Here is a 12,413-nt window from a genome sequence, read left to right on the forward strand (position 1 = left end):
TTAACTTGCAAATCATTAAATTTCCGAAGGAATCGGATAACCAATTCCTCCAGAAAGAGATTAAACTTAACGAAGCAATTGCAGAACGCCTTGTGGCTGTTGGTTCGCTTGAGCCAACATCGCTTGAGCTGCTTGTGCCAAGATATTGTTTTTCGTTTGGGACATCATTTCTTTCGCCATGTCTACGTCACGGATACGGGATTCCGCTGCAGTCAGGTTCTCGGAAGAAGTTCCCAAGTTGTTGATTGTGTGCTCCAGACGGTTCTGAACAGCACCCAGTTTGGAACGCTCACTGGAAACAGAAGCAATCGCTTTGTCTACAACAGTAATCGCGTTAGCAGCATTGGTTGAGCTTGTCAAGTCAAGTGCTTTTTCTGCGTTAGTGTTGTTCGTTCCATCTGTAACGTTGTTCGCTGAAGAGAAGCCTGCGCCTGATCCAACGATACCCAGTGCAGCAGCACGCATATCATTTACACCCAAAGTCAGGGATTGATGCTCATTCGCACCGATTTGGAAAGATGCAGATTTATCAGCGAATACATCACCTACTGTATCCGTAACGGATTTGTCAGCCATTTTAAGGTCGAAGGTACCTGTTAACGGGCCTGTAGCACCAGCATCGATAGCCATTGTAAACGATACGCCGTTAGCATTGTAGTTGAGAGTATTCCCTTTCACCAGGGAGAAGTCTGTGCTTGTCAAAACAGATGTGCCATCTGCTTTCAAGAAGCTAACTTTAGCTTTAGAATTTGTGTCATCCCACTCAATTTTAACTTTTGACGCGTCAGCCAACAATTGGTTGCTATTCCCATCAACTACAAGATTCGAAAGCGTTGAAGCCACACCCGTAGTATTGGTGAAACCTTGCATGCCGGAATCAGTACTGATTGCTCCACCACTTACCAAAGTAGTTCCGTCTGCAGTTGCCGTTACTCCAGCTGCTTTATCCAAGTCAATATTAACAGCATCGCCAGCTTTCCATGCAGTGGCCTGCTCTTGAGTGAAGGAGAAGGATACACCGTGGTTGTTATAGCTGTATGTTTTAGTTGTAGCATCATATGCAACATCATCTGCATTAACTGCGATCGTTTTGTCAGAAGCGTCTGTAGCTCCTGTAATATCTACAGTAAATTTACCATCTGTACCTTTAGTAATGGTAAGTTCTTGATTGAGAACGTTTTGTTTGAGGTTAGCCCAGGCAAATCCGTTATCTGCAGTACCTGTGAATTTCACATCAAATTTAGCTTGTGGGGATCCAGTCCATGATACAGGGTTGTCACCTACAACTACTGTTTGGCCTTTAGCCAAGCTTACAGTTGTAGTTGTGCTAGTTCCTGGAGTAACCAAAGATTTCTCAGACAAATCACCGTTCAACAATTTCTTAGTATTGAACTCAGTAGTGTTACCGATACGGTTGATCTCGGAAGTCAGTTGGTTCATTTCTTTTTGAAGCTCGGAACGGTCTTGAGTTGTGTTTGTATCGTTGGAAGATTGAACTGCCAGCTCACGCATACGTTGCAGGATGGAGTGAGTTTCGTTCAAAGCACCCTCAGCTGTTTGGATCAAAGAGATACCATCTTGAGCGTTACGAGTAGCTTGGTCCAAACCACGGATTTGTCCGCGCATTTTTTCGGAAATTGCCAAACCAGCAGCATCGTCACCAGCACGGTTGATGCGAAGACCGGAAGACAATTTTTCGATGTTTTTGTTAGTGTTAGCAGTGTTAGTGCTCAGTTGGCGGTGAGTGTTCAACGCCGCAATATTGTGGTTGATAATCATTGAGTGTTTCCTCCCTGAAATAAGTTAGTTCCACATCCTTGTGGTAAACGCCGCGACATTAAGGTCGGCCGCCCTGCCGAAGCAGCGTCTAAATTATATATCGACAGGAGGTCTGCAACTGTTTATAGCAAACTGGAATATTTTTAATCTTTTTTCGGTACAGAATTACGAAGCCGTTCCATAAATGCTTCCACATTGGCGGCAAGCGGTGCAGCAGAATCCCGGTTAGCTTCTTGAATAGATGCGTAGATTTCCTGACGATAGATATCAATATGTTTAGGTGCAGTAATGCCGATTCGCACGGTATCTCCCTCTACTGCCAATACTGTAATCTCAATCTGATCCTGGATGATGATGGACTCGCCTTTTTTCCGTGAAAGTACTAACATCTCATACACCACCCTTTGCAGATTCCAACTGTTCTTCTGGCCAGATCAGACAACGTGTTTTATAACCCGATTGATGAAGCACCACTTGTTTCCCCGTTCTTTTCTCTGGGTTCAATACTACAGGTGCCAGTAAATTCATGGTTGATTGGCTGACTTGCTCCTGAATGGTGACCATAGAATACACTTGTACTTGATCTGTAATCTCTAACTCCTCCCGATCTGCTTCCGGCAGTTCAAAGCTGTAATCCGGTGCAAACAAGAAGGGATTAACCAGTAAAAAAGAAAGCTCAGGCTCTTGAAACGATTGCAAGTAAACAAAAGGGGTATCTTCCCAAGGGATCAATGCAAATTGATGCTCATCCTCAAATCCTGGAAGTCCCTTAGGAAAGTGGAATATATCCTCTTCCTGAACTTCAATCTCTCCCCACATGCTTGTCTGAATCATATTCATATTAACAAAGCCTCCCACACGAAGATTTTACGTAAAAAAAGAGCTGTAGATGTCTGCTTTAAGACTGTCTACAGCTCTACTTATATATTAGTCTACATTCCTATATCAATAGCAGGCGGTGTATACTGAATCGATGCATACTGCTTCACATAAATGTCCAGCTTACCCCTTTGATACTCGATCTCAGGCCGATTAATGGTGACATTCATTTCAGAAACAGCTGGTGTATACTCCAGTTCCGGAGCACGAACATTGAAACGTATATCTACGTTATCTATGGATGCCGGCCCTCTCATCTCGGGAAAAGAGGTTCCCTGCCAATCTTCCCCAATAATATTAGCGATGGTATTGCCCGACTTGTGAATCTCGGCCAGTTGATTGCCCTGCTGCACACGGTTCGCAATATTTTGCAAAAAAATCTGCTGCATGCCCGAGTATATTCGAGCATTCATATCAATCATATTTCCGCCGTTGTATGCTGCAAACGCTCTGGATTGATCTACATTCAGCTCTGGAGCATGGCTTTGAACCTTCAACTGGGCAGGTCGTGTATGAAGCTGCACATCAGCCTTGGGCTGACGTAATGAAAACTGACCGGGGTCAGCGTCAATACTAAGTATAGAAGGTGTAGTTCTAATCTGAACAACAGGAAGAGTATTCATACTGCTCCCCCTTTTATCTCAAGAAGTCCACTAGAGAAGGTGATATAATCTTGGAACCCGCTGACAGGGAAGCATTATATATGTTTTCCTGAATTTTGGATTTCATGATGAGCTCAGCATAGTCTGCATCCTCAACCTTGGCCTGAAGATCTGTCAAATTCACACCCAAATCATCCAGACGCCCCATCATGAGATCAATACGATTCGTTTTAGCCCCAATTTCAGAACGGATCGCAAGCATCTTGTCCATTCTGCTATCAATGGTGCCTAATTGTTTGGAAAGCTCTTTTTGATCACCGTCTTTTAATGCATCAATAATGTTATTTAAAACCACGAACAGATTATCCTCTTCCGTTTCGCTGCCAAACACCTCGTTACCCGTTACATTGATCGGCAGCTGCACACTTTCACCCACAATGAAATTAATCTTTCCTGTATCCGTGAGCACCGAAGCCGCATCCGTGGTATCTGAAGCTCCGTCCGCATCTTTGGTGAACTGATATGGTTTAATATCATATGTTTCACCATTGAAAATGTATTTACCGTTAAGCTTGCTGTTCGCTACGTCAATAAGCTGCTCCTTTAACTGCATTACTTCTTCCTTGACGCTATCAAGAGCGGACTGAGGGTTCGTACCAGTAGAGGCTTGAACCGTCAGCTCACGCAGTCGCTGTACGATACTACCAGCCTGGTCCATAACGGTATCATTGAAATCCAGCCACGATGTCGCACTATCCACATTCTTCTGATACTGTTCATTGGAAGATAACTCAGCACGATACCGAAGAGAATAGGTAATGCCTACAGGATCATCTGAAGGTTTGTTAATTTTACGGCCTGTTGCCATCTGTGTCTGGGTATTATTCATCTGTTGTGCGTTGCGATTCAAGTTCAGCAGCAGCTGCGAGCTTAGCATATTATTTGTTATCCTCATTGCCTGAAGTCCCCCCTTCCGTTTCCTTATCTGCCTACTGTACCCGTAGAGTTAATCAGCTTATCGAGCAGTTCATCATATGTCGTCATAAAACGGGCAGAAGCACTGTACGCGTGTTGAAATTTAATCATATTAGCCATTTCCTCATCCAAGGACACCCCGCTTACAGATTGACGCCGAGTCTCAACCTGTTGAGTAAGGAATTCCGTATTGGCTGTCTGGCGAGCAGCCTCCTGTGACTGGACACCAAGTTGTCCAACAATGGCACTGAACTGGGCACCAATTGTTGCATTTCGCAGACCATCAGCTGTCTTCATAGGCGTGTCTTTGAGGTTGGCGATAAGAATAGCTAACGTGTTATTCCCCTTTACCAGACTCTCCGTACCAGAGGTATCTGTCGTCGTACGTATAGAGGTAGCAATTTTATTCGGATCTGCCTGAATCTCGGCATTTAATGAAATATTGCCAGATGTAATAGTCGTTCCCCCACCCGCTGCAGTAAAGAACGGAACACCTGGGGCAGTACCGCCACTTAAACTGTATCCAAGTTGATGCAGGCCATTGAGACCTTTAACTGTAACCTTTAGGTCAGAAGTTAGCGTCCGCGATGTTCCCGTGTAGGTAACGCCCTCCAACACTGTGTTATCTGGCAAAACGGACCCTGCTGGAATGGTAAGCGAAATTTCACCGTTTGCAAGAGTATCTGCAAGGGTATCCATTTGCTTTTGGTAATCTGACACTAAAGAGTCTCTTGATTTAATCATGCCATGAACTTCACCATTAGTAAGTGTACCTGCGGTAAAAGCATTATTTAGGAATGCAGCATCCACGGTCTCTGCTGGACCTGCACCCGCAACAAGTATCTCCCCACCCATCTGAATCTCGTAACCTTGCGGAGAATCCAGCACGCTAATATTTATTATTTTGGATAATTTGTCAGCCATCAAATCACGTTGGTCGCGCAAGTCATTGGCGTTATCTCCAAGGGATTCAACCTTTACAATTGCACTGTTTAGATTGGCAATGTTACCGAGGTAACCTTGAATCTCATTTGCCTTCACATCAATGTTATTATTCAAGTCTTTATTCAGATTATCCAGCTGACGACTGATCTGGTTCATCGCGTCGGTGAGTGCAAGCGTTGTTTCTTTAACGATCCTGCGTGCTGTTACGTCCTCAGGATTTTTGCTCAGATCAGACCAGGACTTATAAAAGTTATCCATAACGGTCCGAAAACCAGTATCAGACGGCTCGTTCACAATCGCTTCAAGCTTCTCTAGTGTGTCCCGCTGAATGGACCAGCTTCCGAAGTTGGTATTTTCATTGCGATACTGGTCATCCAGAAATTTCTCACGTACACGTGTAATGGAGTCGAATTCTACCCCCGTACCGAGTTGTCCCGGTGTTGTACTGTGCAAGAATGCAAACGGCTCCATAGGAATAGATGCCTGCATGTTTACCTTTTGTCTGGAGTACCCTTCTGTATTCGCATTAGCTACATTGTGGCCTGTTGTGCTAAGAGCGGTCGTCTGCGTAAACAAACTTCGTTTAGCCGTTTCAATAGAATGAAATGTAGATGTCACCTGGTTTCCCCCTAATTTAATCAGGCACGAGTGTCGAACAGACCGATTCGCCCTGGATTGCCGTGCTTATCAGCAGGATGCTGATAAGTTGCATCCTGTTCTGGCCTCGAAGCAAAAATGTCCATTGATAAATCAATAAACATGAGCGATTGCTCAATCAGCTTTTGATTTAATTGATTAATTTCTTTCAGCTCCTGTAATGTTCCCGCCAGCCTTTTCTGAACTTCAAACAATCGCTGCTTGTCAGCCGGATCAAAGATCAGCTTGGAAATCTCGGTAATATTCAGGTTCAGCATAGACTTGATGCCACGCTCCTGAAGCAGTTCATGGACAGCATGTTGTCGTTCCGTCTCAAGTGGCTCCTGCTGCTTCATAAACTTGGATTCCTTATTCATGATAGCAATAAGCTGGTCTACATCATTTTTAACGATGACCTCTCGTTTGACCTGACTGAGCGCCAGCATATCACGGTGACTTTGCTCCATCTGCTGCAAAACTGCAAGTAATCTGTCCAGTGCTGCCATTACATAATCACCTATTCCTTATCAAAAGACTTGAAATACGGCAGCAGCTTGTCGGCAAGCTTACTGCTGTCTACCTGATACGTTCCTGAACCAACCTGCTCCTTCAGCTCCTGAAGCCGCTGCAATCGTCCCGCATCCTGCGTACGTCCTTGTTCTTCAAGCATCTTCATCGCCTCCGGAGAAATGGATACTTCGTCCTTGCGGCGGCTTTTCTTGGTTTCAGCCTGCGGATTGGATTCAACATTCCTCTGATATGAATTGATGGCTCCAATTCGACTTGGTTCATTGATTTTCATTCGAAGTGCACTTCCTTTCAGTTAAAATGTGACGATTTACGTTTTTCTTTCTTTATCTTTATGTGTTTAAAACGAGTAGGATAATAAAAAAAACCGATAATCTTTAATAAGTTTATCGGTACGTTCCAAAACATTTGTTATAGCATTATTCGGATTTAAGACCACGTTCCTATTAGTCCCGTAGTTTGTCGACAGCATTGTAGGTTCGTCCGCCTACTTGGTTGTTCTCCTTCTGACCTACTTCACGAGCAGCACTAGCCAGATCTTTCGTTAATCGTGTACGACAGGAATCACACATATGACCTTCACGAATCAACATTCCGCATACTTCACAAGGATACATCATATTTGGCGCGTTTTCGATGGAAATACGTCCCTCTCGAATAAACTTGGTGATCGTTTTGATCGAGACTTCCGTCGCATCCGATAATTCCTGTATATTAGCGCCTTTATTCTCGCGCAGATAGTCTACACAAGTCTGATACTCCACTTCCATTTCCTTAATACAGTTTGAGCATACATCTCGAAAATTAAGTGCATATAATCTGCCACAGCGAGGACAATTTCCTAAATTCATCGCCAAAACTCCCCTCTCAATCTCGCTTTCCCGACTAGCTAATACCTATAGATTACCTTATTTTCTCATATGAAGTCCATATATTATTTACAAATATTAAATGTGGTGCATTGCGTATATACGCAAGATATTCTATAGCTAAACTCTGCTATGGAACATAAATATTTACCTTGAGAAAAATATTATTCGCGTTTAACTGTATTTTAGAGAAAAACGGAGTGAACAGAAAAAATCTAACAAGGCAAAGTGAACACTACAAATCATGATCTTGCTAATGTAAGCGTGTAAATACGCAAAGGAATACCAACATGACCTGCAGCCGCTAAAATGACCTGCCCGCAAGCATCCAAGGTACTGCCGGTTGTATAGATGTCGTCAATTAGAAGTAACTGTACTGGCATCGGGCTTTGAGAACCCGCATGGCCTTTAGCATGATAAATATCTTTCAAGAGGTTAAGCCCGTCAGGATGAATAGAGAAAGCATGTTTCATCGTCTCGAATCGCTCGGCGCGAGACTTGAAGCTTTGTTTCCCGGTGTTGATCTGGCGCTGCAACAGATCAACACCGGGTATCCGAGCGGCTGCGGCAAGCCCTGCTGCCAGCCGCTCCGCCTGATTGAAGCCGCGCTCGGCCAGGCGCTCCTCGCTCACGGGAACATAGGTGAGCGCGTCAGGTCGCCAGAGCGGCTTTGGGGTTTCTTTTCCACATATACGGGTCAGCTCTTCACTCATCGCTTGAAAGGCTTGAAGCAGAAGTGCCGTGAGCAGCGGGGCGTAGCGCTCGTGTCCTCTGAATTTGTACATGCTAATCCATTCTCGCATCAGGTCATTGTACTGGACGGCACTGCGATTGCAGACGAAGGAGCGGTGCTGCATATGCGGACGCACACAGTCCGGGCACCCCACTCCCCGACCACAACGCTGGCAGCGAATCTGCCGAACCCATGGAATCTGCTGCACACAGCGTGTACATATTCCCGGATAACGTGCGGACAAGACCGCTCGCGTGCCACAGGTCAGGCAGGAGGAGCCGGGCGGGCCGAGCAGATGGTGAAGATGTCTGGTTAGATGCTGCGCACGCTCGAAGAAATGGGAGATGTAGTTCAGCATGAAGCAGGGCTCCTTTCTATACAATGTAACATCCTAAATATGTAATGACTGTGGTAGTACGATGATTCATTACAGCTTGAGGAAGAGGCTGCTCATTTTAATGAAAAGATTCATGTTGGCGAAAACACGATTTATTTTGTATGAACGATGATCCTGTAGAGAGCCTTCTCAAGTACAGCGGAGAGTACGATGAGTCATGATTCATTATGTTGAGGCAGGTGGGTGCAGGTAGCCTTTGCGGCGGGCGATGGCATTCATTTTACGAATCTGGGATACCGCTCTGACTTGGGAACGAGTCCGGCGCGAAGCGGCAAATATGACACGACCTGCCGGATCATCCAGCGAACGCCCGGCCCGCCCAGCCATCTGCACTAATGAAGCTTCATCAAAGAGTCCGTTGTCTGCATCCAAAATAAACACATCGCTGCGCGGGATCGTCACTCCCCGCTCCAGAATGGTAGTGGTCACAAGCAGTCGAATGGAGCGTTCGCGAAACGAAATGACCTTGGAGGCTCGCTCCTCGTCCTGCGATGAAGTGCCTTCAATCGGGATATTTGGAAAGGTTCGGCGCAGCAGCTGTACAAAGGCTTCGATCTGCGCGATCCGTGTTACAAAAACAAACACCTGTGCATCGCGCTCTAGCGAAGAGCGAATGCTGCGCACCATGGGAGCGGGCAGCTGTTTACGCTTGATGCACTGGGCTACGGTTACCATGCGCAGCAGCTTGGGTACGGGCAACGGATGCCGATGGAAACGGACAGGTACTTTGGCATGCGCGAGCTTGCCTAGAGCGGCTTCTCGTTGGAGCCGGGCTGGCGGTGTAGCCGATAAATATACGAAATGTCCATCCGGCTTGCAGGAAGAAGCGGCAGCGTGAGCCAGCATGGGATCGTTATGATACGGAAAGGCATCCAGCTCGTCGATGATAACCAGATCGAAGCCGCGATAAAAGCGCATGAGCTGGTGAGTGGTCGCCAGGGTGAGCTGCGCGTCTTTCCAGCGCTCTGTGCTTCTGCCATAGAGCGTAGCAAGCGAGGTGTACGGGAAGGCTTTCGCCAGACGCGGAGCCAGCTCCAGTACAACATCTCTGCGAGGTGTAGCGACCAGCGCTTTTCCCCCGTGATCCAGTGTGCGCTGGAGCAACGGGAATATCATCTCGGTCTTGCCGGCCCCGGTCACGGCCCAGAGCAAGAACCGCCCCGGCCCATCCCCTGCGGGGGGCCGGGCCAAAAACGCAAGCGCCGCGGCTGCTGCTGCGCTCTGCGCTGCGCTTAGCCCCCACCGGGCGAGTCCGCCGCCGGTGGGGGCCAGGGCCGTGCCCCGCGGTGCTTCGCCGCGTGCGGGCACGGCCCCTTGCGCTGCACTGCGTAGCAGCAGCGCACAGGCACGGCTGCGCCCCATTGCGAGGCATGCCTCGCAGTAGGCGCACGCCGCCAGGCCGCAGGCAGCGCAGGGCACGCGCTGCCTGGCTTCGCTGCCACAGCGGTGGCAGCGGGGCGCGCTTCGCGCGCGGCCAAGCCACGCGAGCCGGCGGCGCGTGGCAGGCCCTTGGAGGGCGGCTGTCAGCTGCAGCCGCCCATGCAAGCGCGCGAGCTGCGCAGCCGCGCGCCAGCCCCCAGGCGGCATGGCGGGCTCCGCCGCCAGCAGCGCCTCGGCCTCGGCCGCCAGCAATTGGCGGCCGCTCATGCGCTCAGCCAGCAGAGCTGCGCACTGCTCGAGCTGAGCCCAATGCTCGGCGGGATAGGCCTTGGGCATGCCGCCCACGGTAACTGCCTGTGCTGGAGCACTTCTTCCTGAAGCTCCAGCAACAGGTCTCCTTTCACCAGGTTCCCTTTCACCAGCACTCCATCTGCTTGCTCCACCATCACTCAATCTGAGCAATTCACTCCCTTCCTCTCCCCAATCTCGCGCTCCCATGGCCACAGCTTCTCTCGCCTTCATCTCACCTGAGCCCAGCCCATACGTATACAGTCTGGCATTCAAGTAACCTTGCCACGCTGTCACATCCCATTGATTCATCCCGCGCACAGGCACAAATTGCTCTACAAGCCACGCGGCCTGACTTAATGGAAGCTGCAAGCTTAGCACCAGCCACTGATGAACCTGCCGACCATTCACCCCCTCCAGCCACCACACCACATCCACCTGAATATCAAGAGATATAATCATGCTCCACTGCTCATCTGTGCGGCACACATACAACGCCACCTTCATTGCGCAACTCCTCCCTCGTTCTATCTGAAGATGCATCCAGAAATGCAAAAAAGCACATACCACCGGCGGCTTCGCCGGAGCATGTGCTTCATGTCCCTGTCGTTTCACAAATATGATTATACCCTAAGTAAAGGTGATGCCCATTCACTTCAAAAGTGAATAAGGCGACCTCACTTCCCAACTCCAAAACTTATGAAACTAAAATTATCTTAAATTCAATTATATGGATATCTCACACAGCAGTCAATGCAACCCATGCATCCAGTATGTTATCCCACCGCTTGGAATTTTCCTTTGAAATTAGCGCAACTTTTTCCAGTTTTCTCAGTCTATACTTTTAAGTTAAGACTTCTGACTTCAAAATGCTTCTTCTAACCTAATCCAAAGCAAAAAAATCCAGTCTTTAACCATAGATTGCAATAAAACCCATATTCATTTTAAAGGCAGACTTGGCTACAATTACAAAAAAAAGACTACAGCATAGCGCTGTAATCTTTATGCATATGAATTGCATATCAACATCTGCATCATATCATTGTCATGCTTGCCTGAATTCGGCTTCATCACTGGATTTGCGCAGATCAATGAGACGATAACCGCCATGCGCCTGCTTGCTGCGTTCAAGCTCTGCTGGCACAGTCGGCAGATAAGACAGCTCCAGACCCTGCTTTTGCACCATCTTCTCAATAATCGTCATCGTCTCTGCATCCTGATGATCAGCGACCACTGTTAATGTGAAGCTCTTTCCACGATATAATAATTCCCGGCAAAGTGCTCGAATAATGCCCTCAATCCGTCCTGCCTGATTGGAAGGAATAAGCAGAATCTGCTCGAAGCCTTCGGACTCCGGGCGGGAAATATGGCGCTGGTGCATAACATGAACGGCCATTGCCGCCAGGAAGTATATAAGCAGAATCATAGTCAAATGAGCAACCATGGCAACTGCACCTCCTCGGAAGGTCATGCTCACCCATGGCGAACATCCCTGTATACAGCAGTATATGCTGCGTATTCCGAAGGGTTACAACGAATGCCTGGTCAGCGCTCAGACTTGAACCGATGTTCAGCATACCCAGTCACTTTGTTCATTTGCAGTGATAAAGTCCATCAACCCGCAAACCAATCCAGCTGCTGGAAAGGGTGCGAGTGGATACAGGTTAACGAACAGAGTCCTAGAGCGTAACCCAGCCATATTTAATGGAGTTGATAACTGCCTGTGTACGGTCGTCCACTTCCATTTTCTGCAGAATGCTGCTGACATGGTTTTTGACCGTTTTTTCACTGATAAACAGGAATTCGCCAATCATCTTGTTGCTCTTACCTTCAGCCATCAGACGCAGCACTTCGGCCTCACGGCGTGTAAGTGGATTGTTGTCACCCGCCACAAATTTAACGCCAGCTTCCTTCGCTGTTCCTTCACTCATTGCACCCGTTTCATTCAGATACGTCATGCGGCGAAGCTGCATAATCAGTTTGCCTGTTACTTTAGGGTGGATAAATGCATGTCCTTCATGCACGGAACGAATCGCATTGATCAGCGACTCTGCCTCCATGTCCTTCAGCAAGTACCCGTTCGCCCCTTTACGGAGGGTCTCGAATACATAGCTTTCATCATCATGGATGGACAGAATAATAACCTTCACATCCGGGAACAGCTCTCGAAGCTTCTCGGTAGCCTCTACCCCGTTCTCTACAGGCATGTTGATATCCATCAGAACGATATCCGGTTTTTCCTGATTACAGAATTCGAGCACCTGAATGCCATCCCCACATTCACCGATGACCTCAATGTCGTCCTCCATATTTAAAATGCGTTTCAAGCCCTCACGGAACAGCTGATGATCATCAGCCAAAAGAACTTTAATCGTTGTCTTTCCAGTATCACGGTTTTCCAT

The 12,413-nt window shown here is 47.6% G+C and carries 14 protein-coding genes; 1 reads left to right on the forward strand and 13 read right to left on the reverse strand.

The genetic code is table 11. The features are described from left to right. Positions 1–66 precede the first annotated feature (66 nt). The 10 genes from DFQ00_RS30090 to DFQ00_RS29430 form a co-directional block, all read right to left on the reverse strand. Positions 67–1,779: a flagellin N-terminal helical domain-containing protein gene (locus DFQ00_RS30090; protein ID WP_110895546.1), complete on the reverse strand. Its 1,713-nt coding sequence runs from the start codon at positions 1,777–1,779 to the stop codon at positions 67–69. 143 nt (positions 1,780–1,922) lie between these two features. Further along, the gene (gene csrA / locus DFQ00_RS06220) at positions 1,923–2,168 is read right to left on the reverse strand and encodes a carbon storage regulator CsrA (protein ID WP_110895549.1); all 246 of its coding nucleotides are present in this window, start codon (positions 2,166–2,168) and stop codon (positions 1,923–1,925) included. 1 nt (position 2,169) lies between these two features. Continuing rightward, positions 2,170–2,619 (reverse strand): flagellar assembly protein FliW, encoded by a 450-nt coding sequence (gene fliW, locus DFQ00_RS06225; protein WP_110895550.1) that lies wholly within the window; start codon positions 2,617–2,619, stop codon positions 2,170–2,172. Positions 2,620–2,711: 92 nt separating this feature from the next. Further along, positions 2,712–3,281, reverse strand: a complete 570-nt coding sequence (locus tag DFQ00_RS06230) for a DUF6470 family protein (RefSeq protein ID WP_110895552.1) — start codon at positions 3,279–3,281, stop codon at positions 2,712–2,714. A 13-nt stretch (positions 3,282–3,294) separates the two neighbouring features. Then, positions 3,295–4,215 (reverse strand): flagellar hook-associated protein FlgL, encoded by a 921-nt coding sequence (gene flgL / locus DFQ00_RS06235; RefSeq protein WP_110895553.1) that lies wholly within the window; start codon positions 4,213–4,215, stop codon positions 3,295–3,297. 26 nt (positions 4,216–4,241) lie between these two features. After that, positions 4,242–5,798 carry a flagellar hook-associated protein FlgK gene (gene flgK, locus DFQ00_RS06240; protein WP_110895556.1) on the reverse strand — a complete coding sequence of 519 codons (1,557 nt, stop codon included), beginning with the start codon at positions 5,796–5,798 and terminating at the stop codon, positions 4,242–4,244. 20 nt (positions 5,799–5,818) lie between these two features. Next, entirely contained in the window at positions 5,819–6,322 is a 504-nt protein-coding gene (locus DFQ00_RS06245) for a flagellar protein FlgN (protein WP_110895558.1), read from the reverse strand. Between the two features lie 11 nt (positions 6,323–6,333). After that, a complete protein-coding gene (flgM, locus tag DFQ00_RS06250; RefSeq protein ID WP_110895560.1) occupies positions 6,334–6,618 on the reverse strand; it encodes a flagellar biosynthesis anti-sigma factor FlgM in 285 nt (94 codons plus the stop codon). Between the two features lie 172 nt (positions 6,619–6,790). Then, positions 6,791–7,195, reverse strand: coding sequence for a TIGR03826 family flagellar region protein (locus tag DFQ00_RS06255; protein WP_110895561.1), 405 nt, complete (start codon positions 7,193–7,195; stop codon positions 6,791–6,793). 260 nt (positions 7,196–7,455) lie between these two features. After that, positions 7,456–7,686 (reverse strand): hypothetical protein, encoded by a 231-nt coding sequence (locus DFQ00_RS29430; protein ID WP_208643753.1) that lies wholly within the window; start codon positions 7,684–7,686, stop codon positions 7,456–7,458. On the opposite strand from DFQ00_RS29430, the gene DFQ00_RS29435 reads away from it, so the two are divergent. Further along, positions 7,678–8,262, forward strand: coding sequence for a hypothetical protein (locus DFQ00_RS29435; RefSeq protein WP_208643754.1), 585 nt, complete (start codon positions 7,678–7,680; stop codon positions 8,260–8,262). The genes DFQ00_RS29430 and DFQ00_RS29435 overlap by 9 nt on opposite strands. A 246-nt stretch (positions 8,263–8,508) precedes the next feature. On the opposite strand, the gene DFQ00_RS06270 is transcribed toward DFQ00_RS29435, so the two are convergent. The 3 genes from DFQ00_RS06270 to DFQ00_RS06280 form a co-directional block, all read right to left on the reverse strand. Continuing rightward, entirely contained in the window at positions 8,509–10,518 is a 2,010-nt protein-coding gene (locus DFQ00_RS06270; RefSeq protein ID WP_110895567.1) for a helicase-related protein, read from the reverse strand. Positions 10,519–11,056: 538 nt separating this feature from the next. Then, positions 11,057–11,455 carry a hypothetical protein gene (locus DFQ00_RS06275; protein WP_110895569.1) on the reverse strand — a complete coding sequence of 133 codons (399 nt, stop codon included), beginning with the start codon at positions 11,453–11,455 and terminating at the stop codon, positions 11,057–11,059. Between the two features lie 235 nt (positions 11,456–11,690). Next, a complete protein-coding gene (locus DFQ00_RS06280; protein WP_110895571.1) occupies positions 11,691–12,413 on the reverse strand; it encodes a response regulator transcription factor in 723 nt (240 codons plus the stop codon).

Origin of the sequence: Paenibacillus barcinonensis, assembly GCF_003217495.1 — a bacterium.
Lineage (GTDB): Bacteria > Bacillota > Bacilli > Paenibacillales > Paenibacillaceae > Paenibacillus > Paenibacillus barcinonensis.